Origin of the sequence: Intrasporangium sp., from assembly GCF_039812505.1 — a bacterium.
In the GTDB taxonomy this organism is placed as follows: Bacteria; Actinomycetota; Actinomycetes; order Actinomycetales; family Dermatophilaceae; genus Intrasporangium_A.
In genome coordinates this window covers 1-22,921 of sequence record NZ_JBDIAQ010000028.1, presented here as the reverse complement: position 1 = coordinate 22,921, position 22,921 = coordinate 1, and the positions used below count along the sequence as shown (strand labels likewise).

Here is a 22,921-nt window from a genome sequence, read left to right as displayed (position 1 = left end):
CCGGCCCGTATGCCGCTCACCTCGCCGGCGCCGCACGCCGACCTCACCTGGGGGGTGACCTGGCCCCCGCTCGAGCTCTTCACGCAGCTCGCCCTCGCCGGCGACCGTCGCGTCATCCCGGTCGTGCGCCGGGTCCTGGCCGACGCGGAGACGCCCGTCGGGGTGTACCGCAAGCTGGCCAGGAGCGCCCCGGGCACCTTCCTGCTCGAGTCGGCCGAGCACGGCGGCGTCTGGTCGCGCTACTCGATCGTCGGGGCCCGCTGCGAGGCGACCCTGACCGAGCGTGGCGGAGCGGCACACTGGATCGGTGCGGTCCCGGTGGGGCTGCCGACCTCCGGCGACCCGACGCAGGCGCTGCGCGACACGGTGGCGGCCCTGGCCACGCCCCGCATCGAGGGCCTGCCCCCGCTGACCGGTGGGATGGTCGGCGCGATCGGCTACGACGCCGTCCGGCACTGGGAGTCCGTGCCGGACACGGGTGTCGACCGGCTCGACCTGCCCGAGCTCGCGATGATGCTCGCCACCGACCTCGCGGTGTTCGACCACACCGACGGCTCGCTGCTGCTGGTGGCCAACGCGCTCAACCGCGACGCCACCGACGAGCGGGTCGAGCAGGCCTGGGCCGACGCCGTCGACCGCCTCGACCGGATGGTCCGCGAGCTCGCGGCCCCCGCCGAGAGCACCGTCTCGACGATCCGGCCGGTGCGGCAGGAGCCGGTGAGCAGCCACACCCGCGAGCAGTACGAGGGCCTCGTGGAGCGGGCGAAGGAGGCCATCCGCGCCGGCGAGGCCTTCCAGATCGTGGTCTCGCAGCGCTTCACCGTGCCGTGCCCCGCCGACGCCCTCGACGTCTACCGCGCCCTGCGGGTGTCCAACCCGAGCCCCTACATGTACCTGCTGCGGCTGCCCCACCCGGACGGCTCGACCTACGACGTCGTGGGGTCCAGCCCGGAGGCGCTGATCAAGGTGACCGGCCGGGAGGCGATCACCCACCCCATCGCCGGGTCGCGCCCGCGGGGGAGCAGCCCGGAGCACGACGCGCAGCTCGCGGAGGAGCTGCTCGCCGACACCAAGGAACGGGCCGAGCACCTGATGCTCGTGGACCTGGCCCGCAACGACCTGCAGCGCATCTGCCGGCCGGGCAGCGTCGACACCGTCGACTTCATGTCGGTGCGCCGCTACAGCCACATCATGCACATCGAGTCGACCGTCGTGGGGCGGCTGCGCGACGGGTGCTCCGCCTACGACGCGCTCGTCGCGACCTTCCCCGCCGGCACCCTGTCCGGGGCGCCCAAGCCCCGCGCGATGGCCCTCATCGACGAGTACGAGGGCCTGCGCCGGGGCCTCTACGGCGGGGTGGTCGGCTACCTCGACTTCGCCGGCGACCTCGACATGGCCATCGCGATCCGCACCGCCCTCGTCAAGGACGGATCGGCCCACATCCAGGCCGGTGCCGGGATCGTGGCCGACTCGGTGGCGCACCTCGAGTACGACGAGACGGTCAACAAGGCGGCGGCGGCGCTGCGCGCGGTCGCCGCGGCGGCGGGCCTGGAGACGGTGACCGGCTGATGGCCGGCAAGCGCGCGGCAGTCCTCGCCGTCGCCGTGCCGGCCGCGGCGCTGGCCGCCCTGACCACCCGGGGGTGGGCCGTCGGCCACGCGAACGACGTGCTGAGCCAAGGGGCGATCGCCGTGACCGGCACCGAGGCCATGCCCGCCGTCATCGGGCTGGCCATCGTGGCGGTGGCGGCCCTCGTGGCGCTGCTGACCGGTGGGCGGGCGATCAGAGCCGCCGCGGCGGCGCTGCTGCTGGCCTCCGCCCTGGGCGCCCTGGCGCTGGTGCTGCTCGTCGCCCTGCGCCCGGAGCAGGTCGTCGCCGACGCCGTGGCGCGAGAGCTGGCCCGCACCACGGCGCCGGCCGCCACGGGAGCAGCGACGGTCGTCGTGTGGGTCGCGGTGGCGGTGGCCGCCCTGCTCGTCGTCGGTGCCGTCCTCGCGGCGTCCTGGAGCCGGCGCTGGGCCGGTCTGGGCTCCCGGTACGAGCGGGGGAGCCCACCCCCCGCCGGGCCGCGCGGCCAGGCCCGCAGCGCCTGGGACGAGCTCACCGACGGGCAGGACCCGACGGCCGGCCGGGAGCCGCCGGACGGGTGACGCCGGCTCCCGCGTGCCACGCGCCCCTTGGCAGACGCATCCACCGGTACCTGACACAATGGGCCCGCGCGTAGACGTCATCCCCACCGGAGAGAGGGAGTCATGGAAGAAGAGCACGAGGACCACGGCCACAGCGTCGCCGCCTGGACTCTGGTCATCATCGTCCTCGTCGGGGCCGTCATCGGAGGGATCGCCGTGCTCGTCGCCAACGGCGTGCTGGGCATCATCGCGGCCGTCGTCGTGGTCATCGGCGTCATCGCCGGCAAGGTCCTGTCGATGGCCGGCTACGGCAACAAGAACCGGCTGATGCCGCCGGCGCCACCCGCGGGCACCTCGCGCGAGTCGGGCTCCACGACATCCCGCCAGAGCTGAAACCGGTGCCCAGCGTCCTCGACGAGATCATCGCCGGCGTCCGCGAGGACCTCGAGACCCGGCGCTCGGCCCGGCCCGCCGCCCGCCTCGAGGCAGCGCTGGCGGACGTCGCCCCGCCCCGCGACCCGCTGCCGCTGTTCCGCGCCGCCGCCGGGGTCGCCGTGATCGCCGAGGTGAAGCGGCGCAGCCCGAGCAAGGGCCACCTCGCCGACATCCCGCAACCGGCCGCGCTGGCCGCCGCCTACGAGGCGGGCGGAGCGAGCGCGATCAGCGTGCTCACCGAGCAGCGCCGCTTCGGCGGCTCGCTGGACGACCTCGACGCCGTCCGCCGGGCGGTCGCCGTCCCGGTCCTGCGCAAGGACTTCACCGTCGACCCATACCAGGTCACCGAGGCGCGGGCCCACGGCGCCGACCTCGTGCTGCTGATCGTGGCGGCACTCGACGACGCCCTCCTGCGCGACCTGCACGCCCAGGCGCTCGGGCTCGGCATGACCCCCCTCGTCGAGGTGCACTCCCGCGACGAGCTCGACCGGGCCCTGGCCCTCGAGCCCGGCCTGGTCGGCGTCAACGCCCGCGACCTGCGCACGCTCGAGGTCGACCGGGACACGGTGCACGACCTGCTCGCGCACGTCCCCGGCGACGTGGTCGCGGTGGCCGAGTCGGGTGTCACCGGGCCCGGCGACGTCGCCGCGTACGCCCGCTCCGGGGCCCGCGCGGTCCTCGTCGGCGAGGCGCTGGTGACCGGCGGACGGCCCACCGAGGCGGTCCGCGAGCTCGTCGCCGCGGCGGCCCCGGCCCGATCGAGCCAGGAGTGAACATGTCCCACGGTCCGGTCGGCAGGTTCGGTCGCTTCGGCGGACGCTACGTCCCCGAGGCGCTGGTCCCCGCGCTCGAACAGCTCGACGAGGAGCGGCGCAAGGCCGTCGTCGACCCCGAGTTCGTCGGCGAGCTGGAGCGCCTGCACCGCACCTACACCGGCCGGCCCAGCATCGTCACCGAGGTGCCGCGCTTCGCGCAGCACTGCGGCGGGGCCCGGGTCATCCTCAAGCGCGAGGACCTGAACCACACCGGCTCGCACAAGATCAACAACGTCCTGGGACAGGCCCTGCTCACGAAGCGGATGGGCAAGACCCGGGTGATCGCCGAGACCGGGGCCGGCCAGCACGGCGTAGCGACCGCCACCGCCGCGGCCCTGCTCGGGCTCGACTGCGTGGTCTACATGGGCCGCAAGGACACCGAGCGGCAGGCGCTCAACGTGGCCCGGATGCGTCTGCTCGGTGCCGAGGTGGTCGCCGTCGAGCACGGCAGCCAGACCCTCAAGGACGCCGTCAACGAGGCCTTCCGCGACTGGGTCGCCAACGTCGCGACCACGCACTACGTGCTGGGCACCGTGACCGGACCCCACCCGTTCCCCGAGATGGTGCGCGACTTCCACCGGATCATCGGGGTCGAGGCCCGCCAGCAGGTCCTCGACCTCGTCGGCCGACTGCCCGACGTCGTCTGCGCCTGCGTCGGCGGCGGGTCGAACGCCATGGGGATCTTCCACCGCTTCATCGACGACGCCGGGGTACGGCTGGTCGGGCTCGAGGCCGGCGGGTCCGGCATCGCCTCGGGCCGGCACGCCGCCCGGTTCTCCACCGGCGAGCCGGGGGTGCTGCACGGCGCCTACACCTACGTGCTGCAGGACGAGGACGGCCAGACCATCGAGTCGCACAGCGTCTCGGCCGGCCTCGACTACCCGAGCGTCGGCCCCGAGCACGCCTACCTGCGCGAGACCGGTCGCGCCGAGTACCGCCCGGTCACCGACGACGAGGCGATGGAGGCCTTCGCCCTGCTCTCGCGCACCGAGGGCATCCTGCCCGCCATCGAGAGCGCCCACGCGCTCGCCGGCGCGATGCAGCTCGGCCGCGAGCTCGGGCCCGACGCGGTCATCCTGGTCAGCCTCTCCGGTCGTGGCGACAAGGACGTGGACACCGCCGCGCGGTGGTTCGGCCTGATGGACCCGGCCCACCTCGCCCTCCGCCACGACGAGCCGACCGGTCCGGAGGCCACGCCGTGAGCGTGGCACCCGTCCTGCGCCGCTGCCGGGAGCAGGGCCGGGCCGCCCTGGTCGGCTACCTGCCCGTGGGTTTCCCCACGGTCGACGGCTCGATCGCGGCGATGCGCGTGCTGGTGCAGGCCGGCGTCGACGTCGTCGAGATCGGGGTCCCCTACAGCGACCCGGTCCTGGACGGACCGGTCATCCAGGATGCCGCCGTCCGGGCCCTCGCCGGCGGGGTGCGCGTGCGTGACGCGTTCACCGCGGCCCGGGCCGTGGTCGACAGCGGCGCGGCCGCGCTCGTGATGACCTACTGGAACCCGGTGCTGCGCCACGGCGTCGAGGACTTCGCCGTGAAGCTCGCCGCGGCGGGCGGCTCCGGGCTGATCACCCCCGACCTGATCCCCGACGAGGCGCAGGACTGGATCGCGGCGGCACGCCGCCACGACCTCGACACGGTCTTCCTGGTGGCCCCGAGCTCGACCCCGGAGCGGCTGGCCACGGTGACCTCGGCCTGCCGGGGCTTCGTCTACGCCACCGCGGTCATGGGTGTCACCGGTGCCCGCGCCACGGTCGGCGCGGCGGCCGCGGACCTCGTCGCGCGCACCCGCGCCGTCACCGACCTGCCGGTGTGCGTCGGGCTGGGCGTCTCGACCGGGGAGCAGGCCGCCGAGGTCGGCCGCTTCGCGGACGGCGTCATCGTCGGTTCGGCGCTCGTGCGGTGCCTGACGACCGCACCTTCGCCGGCCGACGGGCTGGCCCGGCTGGGCGACCTCGCGGCCGAGCTGGCCGACGGCGTCCGGAGGGGTCGCGCGTGAGCGCGGTGAGCGGCATACCGACGCTGGCCTCGCCCGTGGCGTACATCCCGTCACCGACCCAGGCCGTGTGGTACCTCGGGCCCGTCCCGATCCGGGCCTACGCGCTGTGCATCCTCGCCGGGATCGTCGTGGCCGTGTGGTGGACCGACCGTCGGCTCGTGGCCGGCGGGGCCCGCAAGGGCGTGGCGCTCGACATCAGCGCATGGGCCGTGCCGTTCGGGATCGTCGGCGGGCGGATCTACCACCTGATCACCACCCCGCAGCCGTACTTCGGCCCGGGCGGGCACCCGATGGACGCCTTCGCGATCTGGAACGGTGGGCTCGGCATCTGGGGGGCCATCGCGCTGGGCGCGTTCGGCGTGTGGATCGGCTGCCGGCGCCACGGGGTCACCTTCACCGCCTTCGTCGACGCGGCCGCCCCCGGCGTGCTGGTCGCCCAGGCCATGGGCCGGTTCGGCAACTACTTCAACAACGAGATCTACGGCGGTCCCACCACGCTGCCGTGGCGGCTGAAGGTCTACGAGTGGGACCAGGCGCTCGGGCATGCCGTGACCGACTCGGCCGGCAACCCGATCGTCAAGGGCTACTTCCACCCGACCTTCCTCTACGAGTCCATCTGGTGCGTCCTGCTCGTGTTCGCGCTCCTCTGGCTCGAGCGGCACCGGCGGCTCGCGGCCGGGCAGACCTTCGCGGCCTACGTCATGGGCTATCCGATCGGGCGGATCGTCATCGAGAACATGCGCAGCGACGCGGCCAACCACATCCTCGGGCAGCGCGTCAACACCTGGGTCTCGATCCTGGTCTTCCTCGTCGGGCTGCTGCTGTGGGTCCGGTTCGGCCGAGCGGCGCCGCCCGGTGGGCCCGGGGGCACGGGCACGGGCGACACCCACGAACAGACCTCGGCACCGGCCGACCGCGACGGCCCGGGCTGAGCCGGCGAGGCCATCTCAGGATGCAAAAACGTCCGGTGACCTCGTTCGGGACCGGGCGCTGCGGGAGTAGCCTTGCGCCACACCTCACCGTGGCCGACGCCGTCCACACCGCCGACATCGACAGGGACGATCCAGGGACGATTCGAAAAGGACGGTGCCCATGACGCCGCTTGACCGACGCTTCAGCGCGCATCCGGAGGACTTCGGCCTCTACCGGCGCGAGAACGAGCACGACGCCTGCGGGGTCGCCTTCGTCGCCACCATGCGCGGCACCGCCGGCCACGACATCGTCCAGCACGCCCTCACCGCCCTGCGCAACCTGGACCACCGCGGCGCCACCGGCGCCGACCCCTGCGTCGGCGACGGCGCGGGCATCCTCACCCAGGTCCCCGACCACTTCCTTCGCTCCGTGGTGCCCTTCGCGCTGCCCAACGCGGGGGCGTATGCCGTCGGGCTGGCCTTCCTGCCCACCGACCCGCAGGAGCGCGCCGCGGTCAAGGAACGCATCGAGCAGCTCGCGACCGCCGAGAACCTCACGGTCCTCGGCTGGCGCGAGGTGCCGGTCGCCCCGGAGCTCGTCGGCGAGGCGTCCCGGGCCTGCATGCCGCACTTCGAGCAGCTGTTCGTCTCGTCCCGGATCGGTCGCGCGGTCAGCCTCGGGCTGGACCGGCTCGCCTTCTGCCTGCGCAAGCGGGCCGAACGCGACACCGACGTGTACTTCGCGTCCTTCTCGAGCCGCACGCTGGTCTACAAGGGCATGCTGACGACCGGACAGCTCGAGCCCTTCTTCCCCGACCTCGGCGACTCACGCTTCGCGACCCAGCTGGCCCTGGTCCACTCCCGGTTCTCGACCAACACCTTCCCGTCCTGGCCCCTCGCGCACCCCTACCGGCTCATCGCGCACAACGGGGAGATCAACACCGTGCGCGGCAACCGCAACTGGATGCGCGCCCGCGAGAGCCTGCTCACCTCGGACATCATCCCGGGCGACCTCGAGCGGATCTTCCCGATCTGCACCCCCGGCGGCTCCGACTCCGCGAGCTTCGACGAGGTGCTCGAGCTGCTGCACCTCGGGGGCCGCTCGCTGCCGCACGCGGTGCTGATGATGATCCCCGAGGCGTGGGAGAACAACGCCTCGATGGACCCGGCCCGCCGGGCCTTCTACGAGTTCCACGCGAGCTTCATGGAGCCCTGGGACGGGCCGGCCAACGTCACCTTCACCGACGGCACGCTCATCGGCGCGGTGCTCGACCGCAACGGGCTGCGGCCCGGCCGGTATGCCGTCACCGACGACGGGCTGGTCGTGCTCGCCTCCGAGTCGGGGGTCCTGGCCCTCGACCCGGCCACGGTGGTCCGGCGGGGCCGGCTGCAGCCGGGCCGGATGTTCCTGGTCGACACCGAGCACGGCCGGATCGTCTCCGACGACGAGATCAAGTCCCAGCTGGCCGGGCTGCAGCCCTACCAGGACTGGCTGCGCGCCGGCCTGATCCGGCTCGAGGACCTGCCCGAGCGGGAGCACGTCGTGCACACCGCCTCCTCCGTGGCCCGCCGCCAGCAGACCTTCGGATACACCACCGAGGAGCTGCGCGTCCTGCTGACCCCGATGGCCCGCTCGGGCGCCGAGGCGATCGGCTCGATGGGGACCGACACCCCGCTGGCCGCGCTGTCCTCGCGGCCGCGGCTGCTGTTCGACTACTTCACCCAGCTGTTCGCCCAGGTGACCAACCCGCCCCTGGACGCCATCCGCGAGGAGCTGGTCACCTCGCTCTCGACGACGATCGGCCCCGAGGGCAACGCCCTGTCCGCCTCGCCGGCCCACGCCCGGCAGATCGTGCTCGACTTCCCGGTCATCGACAACGACGAGCTGGCCAAGATCGTGCACATCAACGCCGACGGGGACCGGCCCGGCTACGCGACCCACGTGGTGCGCGGGCTCTACGACGTCACCGCCGGCTCGGCCGCGATGCGCGCACGCCTGGACGAGATCTTCGCCGAGGTCTCGGAGGCGATCCGGCGGGGGGCCCGCTTCGTCGTGCTCTCGGACCGCGACTCCGGCCGCGACCTGGCCCCGATACCCTCGCTGCTGCTCACCGCGGCCGTGCACCACCACCTGATCCGCGAGAAGACCCGCACCCAGGTGGGCCTGCTCGTGGAGGCGGGCGACGTGCGCGAGGTGCACCACGTCGCACTGCTCGTCGGCTACGGCGCCGCGGCCGTCAACCCCTACCTGGCCATGGAGACCGTCGAGGACCTCGCGCGCGCCGGGCACATCGACGGTGTGACCCCGGAGCAGGCGGTCCACAACCTGATCAAGGCCCTCGGCAAGGGCGTGCTGAAGGTCATGTCGAAGATGGGCATCTCCACCGTGGCCTCCTACCGCGGTGCGCAGGTCTTCGAGGCGATCGGGCTGTCCCAGGACCTCGTCGGCCGGTACTTCACCGGCACCGTCTCCCAGCTCGGCGGGGTGGGGCTCGAGGTGATCGCCGCCGAGACCGCGGCCCGGCACGCGCGGGCCTACCCGCCCGAGGGGGTCCAGCAGGCGCACCGGGTGCTCGAGGTGGGCGGCGAGTACCAGTGGCGCCGCGAGGGCGAGCCGCACCTGTTCGACCCCGAGACCGTCTTCCGCCTGCAGCACTCGACCCGCACCCGCCAGTACGGGATCTTCAAGCAGTACACGCAGCGGATCGACGACCAGTCCGCGCGCCTGATGACCCTGCGCGGCCTGATGTCCTTCAAGCCGCCGGGTGTCACCGGGCGGCTGCCCGTGCCGCTCGAGGAGGTCGAGCCGGTCGGCGAGATCGTGCGTCGCTTCAGCACCGGTGCGATGAGCTACGGCTCGATCTCGCAGGAGGCGCACGAGACCCTGGCCGTCGCGATGAACCGGCTCGGTGCCAAGTCCAACACCGGCGAGGGCGGCGAGGACCCCGACCGGCTGCTCGACCCCGCCAGACGTTCGGCCATCAAGCAGGTCGCCTCGGGCCGGTTCGGGGTCACCAGCCTCTACCTCACCCAGGCCGACGACTTGCAGATCAAGATGGCCCAGGGCGCCAAGCCGGGCGAGGGGGGCCAGCTGCCCGGAAACAAGGTCTACCCCTGGATCGCCCGCACCCGCCACTCGACACCGGGGGTGGGGCTCATCTCGCCGCCGCCGCACCACGACATCTACTCCATCGAGGACCTGGCCCAGCTCATCCACGACCTGAAGAACGCGAACCCCGCGGCGCGGATCCACGTCAAGCTCGTCGCCGAGATCGGCGTGGGCACCGTCGCGGCCGGGGTCTCGAAGGCGCACGCCGACGTGGTGCTGATCTCGGGCCACGACGGCGGTACCGGAGCCTCGCCGCTGACCTCGCTCAAGCACGCCGGTGCGCCGTGGGAGCTGGGCCTGGCCGAGGCCCAGCAGACGCTCGTGGTCAACGGCCTGCGCGACCGCATCGTCGTGCAGGCCGACGGCCAGCTGAAGACCGGCCGCGACGTCGTCGTCGCGGCGCTGCTCGGTGCCGAGGAGTTCGGCTTCGCCACCGCGCCACTGGTCGTCTCCGGGTGCATCATGATGCGGGTCTGCCACCTGGACACCTGCCCGGTCGGGGTGGCCACGCAGAACCCGGAGCTGCGGGCCCGGTTCAGCGGTCGGCCCGAGTTCGTCGAGACCTTCTTCGAGTACGTCGCCGAGGAGGTCCGCGAGCACCTGGCGGCGCTCGGCTTCCGGTCCATCCGGGAGGCCGTCGGCCAGGTCGACAGCCTCGACCTCGACAAGGCGATCACCCACTGGAAGGCGTCGGGGCTCGACCTGACGCCGATCCTCACCGTCGCGGCCAACCCGAGCGGCGGCACCCTGCACCAGTCGACCGGTCAGGAGCACGGTCTTGACAAGGCGCTGGACAACGAGCTGATCGCCCGGGCGCTGCCCGCCATCGAGGGCGGCGAGCAGGTGCGCACCGAGATCGCGGTCCGAAACGTCAACCGCACGGTCGGCACCATGCTCGGCCACCAGGTCACCAAGGCACACCCCGACGGCCTGGCCGACGGCACGATCGAGGTGACGATGACCGGCACCGCGGGCCAGTCCTTCGGGGCGTTCCTCCCGCGCGGGATCACGCTGCGGCTGCTCGGAGACGCCAACGACTACGTCGCCAAGGGCTTGTCCGGGGGCCGGATCGTGATCCGGCCCGACCCCGCCGCGACCCTCGTGGCCGAGGACAACGTCATCGCCGGCAACGTCATCGGCTACGGCGCGACCGGTGGCCGGCTGTTCCTGCGGGGCCGGGTCGGCGAGCGCTTCTGCGTGCGCAACTCCGGCGCGACGGCCGTCGTCGAGGGGGTCGGCGACCACGGACTCGAGTACATGACCGGCGGCGTCGCCGTCATCATCGGGCCGACCGGCCGCAACCTCGCGGCCGGCATGTCCGGCGGCGTCGGCTACGTCCTCGACCTGCGCCCGGACCGGGTCAACCCCGAGCTCGTCCAGCTGCTGCCGCTGCGGACCGACGACGAGGCCACGGTGCGCGACCTGCTGCGCCAGCACCTCGAGCAGACCGACTCCGCGGTGGCCCGGCGGCTGCTGGACGACTGGGACGAGACGAGGCACCGCTTCACGCTCGTGCTGCCCACCGCGTACCAGCGGGTCCTCGACGTCCGTGCCGCCGCGGCCACCGACGACCTCGACGTCGACGGCACCGAGGTGTGGCACCGCATCCTGGAGGCATCCCATGGCTGACATCTACGGCTTCCTGAAGCACCGGACCCGGGAGCTGCCCAAGCGGCGGCCGGTCCCGGTCCGCATCCAGGACTGGAAGGAGGTCTACGAGGACCAGCCGCTCGAGGAGCTGCAACGCCAGGCGAGTCGCTGCATGGACTGCGGAATACCCTTCTGCCACAACGGCTGCCCGCTCGGCAACCTGATCCCGGAGTGGAACACCCTGGCCTGGCGGGACGACTGGCGCGGCGCCATCGAACGGATGCACGCGACCAACAACTTCCCCGAGTTCACCGGCCGGCTGTGCCCGGCCCCCTGCGAGACGGCCTGCGTGCTCGGCATCAACCAGCCGGCCGTGACGATCAAGCAGGTCGAGTGGACGATCGCCGAGCAGGCCTTCGAGCGCGGCTTGGTCGAGCCGCTCCCACCGGAACGGCTCACCGGCAAGACCGTTGCGATCGTCGGGTCGGGCCCGGCCGGGCTCGCGGCCGCCCAGCAGCTGACCCGCGCAGGGCACACCGTGGCCGTGTTCGAGCGCGCCGACAAGCCGGGCGGGCTGCTGCGCTACGGCATCCCCGAGTTCAAGATGGAGAAGTCCGTGCTCGACCGGCGGCTGCGCCAGCTGGAGGCCGAAGGCACCCGGTTCCGCACCGGGGTGCAGGTGGGCGTGGACATCACCGGGCCACAGCTGCGGGACCGCTACGACGCAGTCGTGCTCGCGATCGGGGCCACCGTGCCGCGGGGGCTGGCCGTGCCGGGAAGCGAGCTCGGCGGCATACACCAGGCGATGGAGTACCTGCCGCAGGGCAACCGGGCCGCCCTCGGCGGTCAGGTGCCGGGCCAGATCCTGGCCACCGACAAGGACGTCGTCGTGATCGGTGGCGGCGACACCGGCTCGGACTGCATCGGCACCGCCCTGCGTCAGGGTGCCCGCTCGGTGACCTCGCTGGAGATCCTGCCGATGCCCGGGACCGACCGGCCGCCGAACCAGCCTTGGCCGACCTACCCGGCGATCTTCCGGGTGTCGAGCTCGCAGGAGGAGGGCGGTGACCGGGTCTACGCCGTCAGCACCACCGAGTTCGTCGGCGACGCGGACGGCAACGTCCGGGCGTTGCGCCTCTGCGACGTCGACCTCGTGGACGGTCGCCCGGTCCTGCTGGAGGGCACCGAGCGGGAGGTCCCGGCGCAGCTGGTCCTGTTCGCGATGGGCTTCCTCGGCCCACAGCGGGAGGGGCTGGTCGAGCAGCTCGGCGTCGAGCTGGACGAGCGGACCAACGTGCGCCGGGACAAGAGCTTCATGAGCTCGGTGCCGGGTGTCTTCGTCGCCGGCGACGCCGGCCGTGGGCAGTCGCTGATCGTCTGGGCGATCGCCGAGGGCCGCTCGGCGGCGGCCGGGGTCGATGCCTGGCTGACCGGCTCGAGCGGCCTGCCCCGGCCGATCGCCCCGACCGACCGGCCACTCACCGTCTGACCCGGGCCCCTCGCCGGCAGGTGACCCGCGAGGGTGTGTGCGGGGTCACGAGTGGAGCATCGGTACGAATAGTCTTGGCACATGCGCCGCGCCAAGATCGTCTGCACCATCGGCCCGATGACCTCCTCGCCGGAGCGGCTGCGGGCGCTCGTCGACGCGGGCATGGACGTGGCCCGGCTCAACCTCTCGCACGGCAACCACGCGGACCACGAGAAGGTCTGCCGGGCGGTCCGCGAGGCCGGTGACGCCTCGCACCGCGCGGTCGGCCTGCTCGCCGACCTGCAGGGTCCCAAGATCCGGACCGGGCGGTTCGCGGCCGGTCCGGTCCACCTGCGCCCCGGGCAGCGGTTCACCATCACGACCCGCGAGGTCGAGGGCTCCGAGAAGGAGGTGGGCACGACGTACGCCGGGCTGCCCGCCGACGTGCGCCCCGGCGACATCCTGCTCATCGACGACGGCAAGGTGACCCTGCGCGCGGTCGAGGTCGACGACACCGACGTCGTCACCGAGACGGTGGTGGGCGGGGTGGTGTCGGACAACAAGGGGATCAACCTTCCCGGGGTGGCCGTCAGCGTGCCGGCGCTCTCGGAGAAGGACCGCGACGACCTCCGCTTCGCCCTGCGCCTCGGGGTCGACTGGGTGGCCCTGTCCTTCGTGCGCTCGGCGGCCGACATCTCGGACGTGCACGAGATCATGGACGAGTTCGGTCAGCGGCTGCCGGTCATCGCCAAGATCGAGAAGCCGCAGGCCGTGGCGAACCTCGACGAGATCATCGAGGCCTTCGACGGGATCATGATCGCCCGGGGCGACCTCGGTGTCGAGATGCCGCTCGAGGAGGTCCCGCTCGTCCAGAAGCGCGCGGTCGAGCTGTGCCGGGTCGCCGCCAAGCCGGTCATCGTCGCCACCCAGGTGCTCGAGTCGATGGTCGAGAACCCCCGCCCGACCCGGGCCGAGGCCTCCGACGCGGCCAACGCGGTGCTGGACGGGGCCGACGCGGTGATGCTGTCGGGGGAGACCTCGGTCGGGGCGTGGCCGGTCGAGTCGGTCACCACGATGGCGCGCATCATCGAGTTCACCGAGGTGCACGGGTACGACCGGATCGCCCAGATCGACCGCACTCCGGTCACGGTGGGCGGCGCCGTCTGCAAGGCCGCCGTCGAGATCGGCGAGTCCGTCGAGGCGCGCTTCCTGATCACCTTCACCGAGACCGGCGGTTCCGCGATGCGGATGGCGCGGCTGCGCCCCCGGCTGCCGATGCTGGCCTTCACCTCCGAGCCCCGGACCCGGTCGCGCCTCGCGCTGGTGTGGGGCATGCAGACCTACCTGGTGAGCCGGATGTGGCACACCGACCAGTTCGCGATGCAGGTCGACCTGGCCCTGATCCCCGAGGGGCGCGTCGCGGAGGGCGACCGCGTGCTGATCGTGGCCGGGTCACCACCGGGCATCCCCGGCTCGACGAACGCCCTGCGCGTGCACCGGGTCGGCGACGCCGTGCACCGCCGGGCCCCGGCCTACCGGCCCGAGGAGGTCACCGGCTGATCCGGCCGGTCGGCCAGCACGGCGACGTTCGCGGCGATCCGGTCGATCACCTGCGTCATCGGGGTGCCCGAGCCGTCCCGCCGCCCGTCCGCGGCCGGCAGCTCGACGGCCACTCCGGCCGCCGCGCTGGCCCGCAGCGGGGTGTTGCCGGCGTGGGCGAGCACGAGCACGTCCTCGCCCTTGAGGAACCGGTGGCACCGCACGCCGCCGGTCGCGCGCCCCTTGGCCGGGTACTCGGCGTACCGCGTCACCTTCAGCGAGCCGCCCTCGGTGCCGGGCAGGGCGGCGGTGGACCCGGCCGAGGTGACCACCGCCGCCTCGTGCCGCGGGTCGACGACACCGAAGAAGACGGCCTCGGCACCCGGCGACAGGCGCACTCCGGCCATCCCGCTCGCGGCGCGTCCCTGGGGGCGCACGGCCCCCGCACCGAACCGCAGCAGCTGGGCGTCGCTGGTGACGAAGACCAGGTCGAGCGCGTCGTCGCCGGCGGCCCCGGCACCGATGACGCGGTCGCCGTCCTTGAGGGCGATCACCTCCCAGGACGTGCCCTTCGGGGCGTCGGGCGTCACGCGCTTGACCACGCCCTGTGCGGTGCCCAGCGCGACCACGGGCGCCTCCGGCCCGATCGGCACGATCGTGACCGGCTCCTCGCCGCCCACGAGGTCGACGTAGGCGGCCAGCGGCGCCCCGCCGGACAGGCTCGGCGGCGCGTTGGTCGGCGGCAGCGCCGGCAGGTCGAGCGCCGACAGCCGCACCATCCGCCCGGAGCTGGTCACGAGCCCGAACTCGCCCCGGGCCGTGGTCGGCACCGCACCGACGATCGCGTCGTGCCTGGCCCGGGCACCCTCGCCGACCGGGGCCTGCTCGCTCGCGGTGCGCGCCAGCAGGCCGGTCGAGCTGAACAGCACCCAGCACGGGTCGTCGCCGACCTCGAGCGGGGCCGTCGCCGCCGCGGTGCCCGAGCTCTCGAGCAGCACGGTGCGCCGTGGGGTGCCATGGGCCTTCGCGACGTCCGCGAGCTCGCTGGAGACCAGCCGGCGCAGCAGCCGCTCGTTCTCGAGCAGGGCCCGGAGGGACTCGATCTCGCGCTCGAGCTGGCCCCTCTCGGCCTCGAGCTCGATCCGGGAGAACTTGGTCAGCCGTCGCAGCTGGAGGTCGAGGATGTAGGTGGCCTGGGCGTCGGACAGGTCGAAGACGTCCATCAGCCGGGCCCGGGCGGTGGCCGCGTCGTCGGAGGAGCGGATCAGCTGGATGGCCTCGTCGATGTCGAGGATGGCCACGAGCAGTCCCTCGACCAGGTGCAGGCGCTCGGCACGCTTGGCCAGCCGGAAGGCCGAGCGTCGCCGTACGACGTCGATCCGGAAGTCGACGTAGACCTGCAAGAGCTCCTTCAGGCCCATCGTGCGCGGCTGCCCGTCGACCAGCGCCACGTTGTTGATGCCGAAGCTCTCCTCCATCGGGGTGAGCCGGTAGAGCTGCTCGAGGACGGCCTCGGGGTTGAAGCCGTTCTTGACCTCGATGACCAGCCGCATGCCGTTCCTGCGGTCTGACAGGTCCTTGAGCGCGGCGATGCCCTGCAGCTTCTTGTCGGCCAGGTCGCCGATCTTCTCGAAGAGCTTCTCCGGGCCGACCAGGTAGGGCAGCTCGGTCACCACGATGCCCTTGCGGCGCGGGGTGACCGACTCGATGCGGGTCGTGGCGCGGGTGCGGAAGCTGCCCCGGCCGGTCAGGTAGGCGTCGCGGATGCCCTCGAGGCCGACGATCCGGCCCCCGCAGGGCAGGTCGGGCCCGGGCACGAACCGCATCAGGTCCTCGAGCGAGCAGTCCGGGTGCTCGATCAGGTGCCGGGCCGCGCCGACGACCTCGACGAGGTTGTGCGGCGGCAGGTTCGTGGCCATCCCGACGGCGATGCCCGAGGCGCCGTTGACGAGCAGGTTCGGGTAGGCGGCCGGCAGCACGCCCGGCTGCAGCTGGGTGTCGTCGTAGTTGGGGACGAAGTCCACGGTGTCCTCGTCGAGCCCGGACACCATCAGCATGGCGGCGGGTGCCAGCCGGGCCTCGGTGTAGCGCGCCGCAGCGGGCCCGTCGTCGAGGGAGCCGAAGTTGCCGTGTCCGTCGATCAGCGGCAGGCGCAGGGTGAACGGCTGGGCCATCCGCACGAGCGCGTCGTAGATCGCCTGGTCGCCGTGCGGGTGGTACTTGCCCATCACCTCGCCGATGATCCGCTGGCTCTTGACGTGTCCGCGGTCGGGTCGCAGGCCCAGCTCGCTGGCCCCGTACAGGATGCGCCGCTGGACGGGCTTCAGGCCGTCGCGGGCGTCGGGCAGGGCCCGGGAGTAGATGACCGAGTAGGAGTACTCGAGGAAGGCGTGCTGCATCTCCTCCTCGACGTCGATCCCGATGATCCTCTCCTCGAAGTCCTCCGGTGGTGCGGTCGTGGTGCGGCGGGCCATGCCGGGTCGCGCTCCTCAGTGTCGGCGTGCGGACCACCCCATGATCCCCCAGCCCGCGCAGGGCTCCCGCGATGCCACGCCGCAGGCGGGGGCTACCGTCGCCCGAACCGGCCCCAGTGCGTCACCTCGGCCCCGGTCCGCCGGTGCCGGCGCAGGCTCGGGCTCCGGGGCCCCGGCCGCGCGTAGCCGAGCGACACCACCCCGACGACCGACCGGCTCGCCGGGATGCCGAACGCGGCGTGCACCGTCTCGTGGTGCTCCACCGGCACCCCGAAGAAGAGACTGCCCAGCCCGGAGTCGACCGCGGTGAGCAGGATCAGCAGCGCGGCCATCCCCGTGTCGACGTCCCAGTAGGGCACCGGCCAGTGCCGCTCGCTCCGGTCGGTCCAGCCCTTGTCCGGCTCGGCGTACCGGTCGAGGTAGGCGTCCTTGTGCGAGAGGCACAGGATCAGCACCGGGGCCTCCCGTATGCCGCGCAGCCACGGGTCCGCCGGCTGTCCCGGCTGCGTCGTGGCCGCCCAGAAGCGGTCGCGCTCCGGTGCCGTGCGCAGCACCACGAAGTCCCAGCCCTGGCTGAAGCCCGCGCTGGGGGCGCGCACCGCGTTCTCGAGGCACCGTGTCAGCACCTCGTCGGGCACCGTGCGGTCGGGGTCGTAGCGGCGCGTCATCCGGCGCCGGCGCACCACGTCGTCGAGCTCCATCGGTCCACTGTGGCAGCACTGTCTGCCGTCGGCGGCTCGTGACACGATGGCGGCATGCCCGACGCCGAGACAATGCGTGGCGCGCCCGAGACCGGTGCGCGACAGCCTGTACCGCCGCAGGAGTGGGAGGCCGACGTCGTCCTGCGGGACGGGTCGGTGACCCATGTCCGCCCGATCACGCCCGACGACGCCGACGGGCTGCGCCGGTTCCACAACGCCCAGTCGGAGGAGTCGATCTACCTGCGGTTCTTCGCTCCGCTGAAGGAGCTGAGCGACCGCGACGTGCACCGTTTCACGCACGTCGACTATCGGGACCGGGTGGCGCTCGTGGCGACCGTCGGTGACGACATCGTGGGCGTCGGCCGCTACGACCGGCTCGAGGGCACCTCGTCGGCCGAGGTGGCGTTCAACATCTCCGACCGGCTGCAGGGCAAGGGCATCGGCTCGGTCCTGCTCGAGCACCTCGCGGCGATCGCCCGCGAGGTCGGCATCGAGAAGTTCACCGCCGAGGTGCTGCCGCAGAACCGCAAGATGCTCATGGTCTTCAAGGACGCCGGCTACGAGGTGACCCATCGGGTGGAGGACGGGGTCGTCGACCTGTCCTTCGCCATCGAGCCCACCGAGCAGTCCAAGGCGGTCGCCCTGTCCCGTGAGCACCGCGCCGAGTCGCGCAGCGTGCACACGATCCTCTTCCCGGAGCGGGTGGCGATCGTCGGGGCGGGCCGTCGGCCGGGCTCGGTCGGGGCGATGGTGCTGGCCAACATCCTCGCCTCGGGCTATCGCGGCGAGCTCTTCGTGGTCCACCCCGAGGCGGACGAGGTGCAGGGGGTGAGGGCGTACCGCTCCCTGTTGGACGTGCCCGGCCCGGTCGACCTCGTGGTGGTCGTGGTACCCGCCGAGCAGGTGGAGGGCGTGGTGAGCGACTGCGCCCGGGCGGGGGTCCGGGCCCTGCTGGTCATGTCGGCCGGGTTCGCCGAGGCCGGCGCCGACGGCGCCGAGCGGCAGGAGCGGCTGCGGCGGATGGTCCGCTCGTCCGGAATGCGGATGGTCGGACCGAACAGCTTCGGGCTGATCAACACCCATGCCGACGTGTGCCTGAACGCCACCCTCGCGCCGGTCGTACCTCCAGCGGGGCGGCTCGGCCTGTTCGCCCAGAGCGGTGCGCTCGGGGTGGCGGTCCTCGCCTCCGCCGCCAGGCGCGGCCTGGGGATCAGCGTCTTCGCCTCGGCCGGCAACCGGGCCGACGTCTCGGGCAACGACCTGATGCAGTACTGGATCGACGACTCGGGAACCGACACCGTGGGCCTGTACCTCGAGTCGATGGGCAACCCGCGCAAGTTCTCCCGGATCGCCCGTCAGCTGGCCATGGTCAAGCCGGTCGTGGTGGTCTCCTCCGGGGTGTCGAGCTTCGCCGCCCCGCCCGGGCACCGCACCCGACAGACCCGGGTGCCGCCGCAGGCCTTCGGCGCGCTGCTGCGGCAGGCGGGCGTCATCCGCGTCGAGAACATCCACCAGCTCTTCGACGTGGCCCAGCTGACCCTGCACCAGCCGCTGCCGGCCGGAGGGCGGGTCGCGATCGTCGGCAACTCCGACTCCCTGGGGTCGATCAGCGCCTCCGCCTGTCTCAGCTGGGGCCTGCAGGTCACCCACGGGCCGGTCTCGTTGCCGGCGCAGGCCGGCGCCGACGAGTTCGCGACCGCCCTGGAGGCAGCCTTCGCCGACCCCGACGTCGACAGCGTCGTCGCCGGGTTCATCCGACCCCTGGCGACCCTCGACGAGAACGTCTCCTCGGCGCTGCGCACCGTTGCCGCCCGGCACGAGAAGCCCTGTGTCGCGACGTTCCTCGGGATGCGTGGCGTCGAGGGCGGCCTCGGCTACGACGACGCGGGGGGAGTGCGCCGGATCGTGCCGGTCTACACGATGCCCGAGGACGGCATCCGGGCCCTGAACGCCGTGACGCACCACGCGCAGTGGCGGGCGAGGGACCGCGGCGCGCCGGTCGCACCGGCGGGCATCGACCGGCTGCGGGCCGAGGCGCTGCTCGCCCGGGTCCTGCTCGAGACCCCCGAGGGTCGTGCGCTGACCCGCGACGAGGTGGGCGAGGTGCTCGAGAGCTACGGCATCCGGCTCTGGCCCGCGACGGAGGTCGGCTCGGCAGACGCGGCCGTCGCCGCCGCGGAGCGCCTCACCTACCCGGTCATCCTCAAGTCGAACTCGCCCGTCGTGCGCCACCAGCCGGGGATCGTCGGGGTCCGCGGCGACCTCGTGGACGCCGAGTCCGTCCGCGACGCCTACGAGTCTCTGAGCGAGCGGCTCGGGGCCCTGGCCCGGGGCAGCTTCGTGGTCCAGCGCATGGCGGTGCCCGGCGTGTCGTGCGTCCTGCGGACCCAGGAGGACCCGTTGTTCGGGCCGGTGGTCAGCTTCTCGGTGGCCGGGCCCCCCACCGAGCTGCTCGGCGACATCGCCCACCGGATCCCGCCGCTGACCGACGTCGACGTGCGTGACCTGATCACCGGGGTGAAGGCGGCGCCGCTGCTGGCCGGGCACCGGGGCGCCGCGCCGGTGCACCGGGCCGCCCTGCGCGACCTCGTGGCGCGCCTGTCGGTCCTCGCCGACGACCACCCCGAGCTGGCCCACCTGGAGCTCAACCCGGTCAACGCCTGGAGCGGCGGCGTCGACGCGCTGGGTGCCGAGGCGGTCGTCCGTCCGGCGCTCGTGCGCAAGGACTCCGGACGTCGCGGGATGACGTGAGGAGGATGCAAGGATGGGGCCCATGCGCCGTGTCTCCCAGGAGCAGGGCCAGGCTCTTCCCGAGAACCTGACCCTCGCGATCACCCACGCCGGCTACTACCCGGCGCTCGTGTGCGACGTCGTCGAGTCGGCCGTCGCCGGGGACGAGGTCGTCGCCCACCTGGTGCACCAGGAGACCACCTTCGACGAGGAGACCGTGCGGCGCCACGTCACCGTCCTCGTGGTCACCCCCCGGCGGCTCGTGATCGCCCACGCCGACGACTTCAGCGAGCCCGGCGCGCCCGCGACCGCCACGGCCACGACCGAGACCGTGCCCCTCGCGGCACTGCGGGGGGTCATGGTGACCCACGTCGTCGCCCATCCGGAGACCTTCAGCCCCGGCACGCACTCGCGGGACATCACGCTGACCATCGGCTGGGGAGCGGTCAGCCGGCTCGACCTGCTGCCCGCCCAGTGCGCCGACCCGGAGTGCACCGCCGACCACGGGTTCGAGGGCACCGTCGCATCCGACGACATCAGCCTGCGCATCAGCGCCGCCGCCGACGGCGAAGGCGCCGTCGACACCGCGCTCGACTTCGCCCGCACCCTGTCGACCAGCATCGGCGGCGGGACGGCACGCCGGTGACCCACCGGTCCCACGCGCCGGACTGGTCCGCCGGCACGCTCGCGTCGGTGCTGCCCTCGGTCGCGGACTCACTCGGGGTCCGGGCCTTCGCCGGCGCCGACCGGTTCGGGCTGCCCCCGGCCCCGCGCTGCGTCGTGGTGCTCGTCGACGGGCTGGGCTACGACCTGCTCGCGCAGCGCGGCGGCCACGCGCCCTTCCTGCGCGGTCACCTCCCGACCGCCCGACGCATCCCGTGCGGCTTCCCGACGACGACGGCCACCTCGATGGGCAGCTTCGGCACCGGGCTGCCGCCCGGGTCCCACGGGCTGGTCGGCTTCCAGGTGCTCGACCCGGAGACCGACCGGCTGCTGAACGAGCTGTCCTGGGAGGACGGGCCGGACCCGCTGCGGTGGCAGCCGAGCCGCACCGTGTTCCAGGCGGCCGAGGACGACGGCGTGGCCGTCACGCGCGTGGGGCCGCGCTACTTCGACGGCTCCGGCCTGACCAACGCCGCCCTGCGCGGTGGCCGGTTCGTCGCCGCCAAGCGGCTCGAGGAGCGCGTCACGGCCAGCGTCGAGAACGTCCGGGCGACGCGCCGGTCCCTCGTCTACCTGTACTGGGGTGACGTGGACAAGGTGGGCCACGTTCACGGCTGCCAGTCGTGGCAGTGGGGCGACGAGCTGGAGTCGGTCGACCGGGCCCTGGCCGACCTGGCCGACCGGGTCCCGGCCGACACGTCGCTCGTCGTCACCGCCGACCACGGCATGGTGGACGTCCCGTTCGAGCAGCGGCTCGACCTCGCGCACGAGCCGTCCCTCATGCAGGGGGTGCGCCACGTCGGCGGCGAGCCGCGCAACCTGCAGCTGTACCTGGAGCCCGGTGCCACCGACGCAGTGGCACAGACCTGGCGCGGGCGGCTCGGCGGGCTCGCGCACGTGATGTCGCGCGAGCAGGCCGTCGACGAGGGCTGGTTCGGCCTGACGCGCCCTGCCGTGCTGCCCAGGATCGGCGATCTCGTCGTGGTGATGCAGGACCGCTTCGCGGTGGTCCACTCGGGGCTGATGCGCAAGGAGATCCTGGCGCTGCTCGGCGTGCACGGCTCGACCAGCGAGGCCGAGATCGCCGTGCCGGTCATCGTGGTCCCGCCGCGGGCTGCCGGCGCGGGTGGTGGCTAGGCTGCCCCCTCGTGGCTGAGCTCGTCTTCTTCACCGGGACCATGGACTGCGGCAAGTCGACCCTGGCGCTGCAGCTGCACCACAACCACGCCGCGCGCGGGCGGGCCGGGCTCATCTTCAGCCGACACGACCGGGCCGGGGAAGGTCTGCTCTCGTCGCGCCTCGGCCTGCAGACCGATGCGCTCGAGGTCGACGAGGAGCTCGACTTCTGGGACGTCGTCGTGGGACGGGTGAGCGTCGGAACGCGTGTCGACTACCTGATCTGCGACGAAGCGCAGTTCTACCGCCCCGCCCAGGTCGACCAGCTCGCCCGGGTCGTCGACGAGATCGAGGTCGACGTGTTCACCTTCGGGATCGCGACCGACTTCCGGACCGAGCTGTTCCCGGGCTCGAAGCGGCTGATCGAGATCGCGGACCGCGTCGAGGTGCTCCAGGTCGACGCGCTGTGCTGGTGCGGTCGGCGCGCGACCGTCAACGCGCGGGTCGTGGACGGCGCGATGGCGGTCGAGGGAGCGCAGGTCGTCGTCGGTGACCTGACCTCGGCCGGGAGGGGGGCCGTCGAGTACGAGGTCCTGTGCCGGCGGCACTACATGCGGCGGATGACCTCCCGGCAGGCCTCACCCGACCAGCTGCCCGTCGAACCGGAGGCCGGCCCGCTGCGGTGAGCTCGCGGTGGGCTCTAGAGGCGTTCAGTCGGGCTTGTGGCCGAACATGATGTCGTCCCAGCTCGGCACGCTGGTCCGCGTGGACCGGCGGCTGGTCTGGCGTCGTCCGGTCGGCCGGGACCGCCCGGACGCGACACCCGCCAGCTCCGGCTTGCCGGGCGGCGCGTCCGCCTCGACGGGGCGGTCCGGCTCGGCCGACGCCGAGATGTCGGGTGACGCCGAGATGTCGGGTGACGCCGAGATGTCGGGTGACGCCGAGATGTCGGGTGACGCGGCCGGCGCGGACCCGACCGTCCCCGTCGCGGCTGGCGCGGCCGGTTCGGGGGAGCTCTCCGCCGGGCGGACGGGCTCGTCGGCGCCATCCGGCTTCGAACTCGGCTCGCCGCTCGACCCAACGCTCGGCTCGACCCCTCGGCCATCCGCCGGGGGCGGGGTCGCAGCCGCCTGCTCGGGTGCGGCCGGCGGGCGGGCGTCGCCGGCCGGGGTGTCCGCCGCAGGTGGGTCCGAGGGGCGCGGGCGACGACGACGCCCGCGCCGTGAGCTGCGCTCGCGCATC

The 22,921-nt window shown here is 73.2% G+C and carries 16 protein-coding genes and 1 pseudogene; 14 read left to right on the top strand and 3 right to left on the bottom strand.

Annotation, left to right across the window (positions count from 1 at the left end):
• Positions 1 to 9 precede the first annotated feature (9 nt).
• From WMI84_RS06070 to pyk, 10 genes are all read left to right on the top strand, one after another.
• A complete protein-coding gene (locus WMI84_RS06070) occupies positions 10 to 1,569 on the top strand; it encodes an anthranilate synthase component I (RefSeq protein WP_347351334.1) in 1,560 nt (519 codons plus the stop codon).
• On the top strand, positions 1,569 to 2,150 hold the full coding sequence (locus tag WMI84_RS06065; RefSeq protein ID WP_347351318.1) for a Trp biosynthesis-associated membrane protein: 582 nt from the start codon (positions 1,569 to 1,571) through the stop codon (positions 2,148 to 2,150). Before WMI84_RS06070 ends, WMI84_RS06065 begins: the two co-directional genes overlap by 1 nt.
• A 102-nt stretch (positions 2,151 to 2,252) precedes the next feature.
• A complete protein-coding gene (locus WMI84_RS06060) occupies positions 2,253 to 2,522 on the top strand; it encodes an HGxxPAAW family protein (protein WP_347351316.1) in 270 nt (89 codons plus the stop codon).
• Positions 2,523 to 2,527: 5 nt separating this feature from the next.
• Positions 2,528 to 3,337: an indole-3-glycerol phosphate synthase TrpC gene (gene trpC / locus WMI84_RS06055; protein WP_347351314.1), complete on the top strand. Its 810-nt coding sequence runs from the start codon at positions 2,528 to 2,530 to the stop codon at positions 3,335 to 3,337.
• Positions 3,338 to 3,339: 2 nt separating this feature from the next.
• Positions 3,340 to 4,581, top strand: a complete 1,242-nt coding sequence (gene trpB, locus WMI84_RS06050; RefSeq protein WP_347351312.1) for a tryptophan synthase subunit beta — start codon at positions 3,340 to 3,342, stop codon at positions 4,579 to 4,581.
• Positions 4,578 to 5,378 carry a tryptophan synthase subunit alpha gene (gene trpA / locus WMI84_RS06045; protein WP_347351310.1) on the top strand — a complete coding sequence of 267 codons (801 nt, stop codon included), beginning with the start codon at positions 4,578 to 4,580 and terminating at the stop codon, positions 5,376 to 5,378. The genes trpB and trpA overlap by 4 nt, the downstream gene beginning before the upstream one ends.
• Positions 5,375 to 6,310 (top strand): prolipoprotein diacylglyceryl transferase, encoded by a 936-nt coding sequence (lgt, locus tag WMI84_RS06040; RefSeq protein WP_347351308.1) that lies wholly within the window; start codon positions 5,375 to 5,377, stop codon positions 6,308 to 6,310. The genes trpA and lgt overlap by 4 nt, the downstream gene beginning before the upstream one ends.
• Before the next feature lie 160 nt (positions 6,311 to 6,470).
• Entirely contained in the window at positions 6,471 to 11,027 is a 4,557-nt protein-coding gene (gene gltB / locus WMI84_RS06035) for a glutamate synthase large subunit (RefSeq protein ID WP_347351306.1), read from the top strand.
• Positions 11,020 to 12,477 (top strand): glutamate synthase subunit beta, encoded by a 1,458-nt coding sequence (locus tag WMI84_RS06030; RefSeq protein ID WP_347351305.1) that lies wholly within the window; start codon positions 11,020 to 11,022, stop codon positions 12,475 to 12,477. The genes gltB and WMI84_RS06030 overlap by 8 nt, the downstream gene beginning before the upstream one ends.
• 81 nt (positions 12,478 to 12,558) lie before the next feature.
• Complete coding sequence (gene pyk / locus WMI84_RS06025) at positions 12,559 to 14,016, top strand: pyruvate kinase (protein ID WP_347351303.1); 1,458 nt, start codon at positions 12,559 to 12,561, stop codon at positions 14,014 to 14,016.
• Here pyk and WMI84_RS06020 read toward each other — a convergent pair.
• Together WMI84_RS06020 and WMI84_RS06015 are read right to left on the bottom strand one after the other, a co-directional pair.
• On the bottom strand, positions 13,989 to 16,469 hold the full coding sequence (locus WMI84_RS06020; protein ID WP_347351301.1) for a DNA topoisomerase IV subunit A: 2,481 nt from the start codon (positions 16,467 to 16,469) through the stop codon (positions 13,989 to 13,991). The genes pyk and WMI84_RS06020 overlap by 28 nt on opposite strands.
• 92 nt (positions 16,470 to 16,561) lie before the next feature.
• Entirely contained in the window at positions 16,562 to 17,170 is a 609-nt protein-coding gene (locus tag WMI84_RS06015; RefSeq protein WP_347351299.1) for a nitroreductase family protein, read from the bottom strand.
• Positions 17,171 to 17,224: 54 nt separating this feature from the next.
• Here WMI84_RS06015 and WMI84_RS06010 point away from each other — a divergent pair, with 54 nt between their 5' ends.
• From WMI84_RS06010 to WMI84_RS05995, 4 genes are read left to right on the top strand one after another with little or no spacing between them, the layout of a single operon-like run.
• Positions 17,225 to 19,921, top strand: a complete 2,697-nt coding sequence (locus WMI84_RS06010) for a GNAT family N-acetyltransferase (protein WP_347351297.1) — start codon at positions 17,225 to 17,227, stop codon at positions 19,919 to 19,921.
• 22 nt (positions 19,922 to 19,943) lie between these two features.
• Entirely contained in the window at positions 19,944 to 20,546 is a 603-nt protein-coding gene (locus WMI84_RS06005; protein ID WP_347351295.1) for a DUF5998 family protein, read from the top strand.
• The gene (locus tag WMI84_RS06000) at positions 20,543 to 21,700 is read left to right on the top strand and encodes a nucleotide pyrophosphatase/phosphodiesterase family protein (RefSeq protein ID WP_347351294.1); all 1,158 of its coding nucleotides are present in this window, start codon (positions 20,543 to 20,545) and stop codon (positions 21,698 to 21,700) included. The genes WMI84_RS06005 and WMI84_RS06000 overlap by 4 nt, the downstream gene beginning before the upstream one ends.
• Positions 21,701 to 21,711: 11 nt before the next feature.
• Positions 21,712 to 22,365: a thymidine kinase gene (locus WMI84_RS05995; RefSeq protein WP_347351292.1), complete on the top strand. Its 654-nt coding sequence runs from the start codon at positions 21,712 to 21,714 to the stop codon at positions 22,363 to 22,365.
• 24 nt (positions 22,366 to 22,389) lie between these two features.
• Here the strand turns inward: WMI84_RS05995 and WMI84_RS05990 are convergent.
• Positions 22,390 to 22,921, bottom strand: a pseudogene (locus tag WMI84_RS05990) (hypothetical protein); the annotation flags it as partial.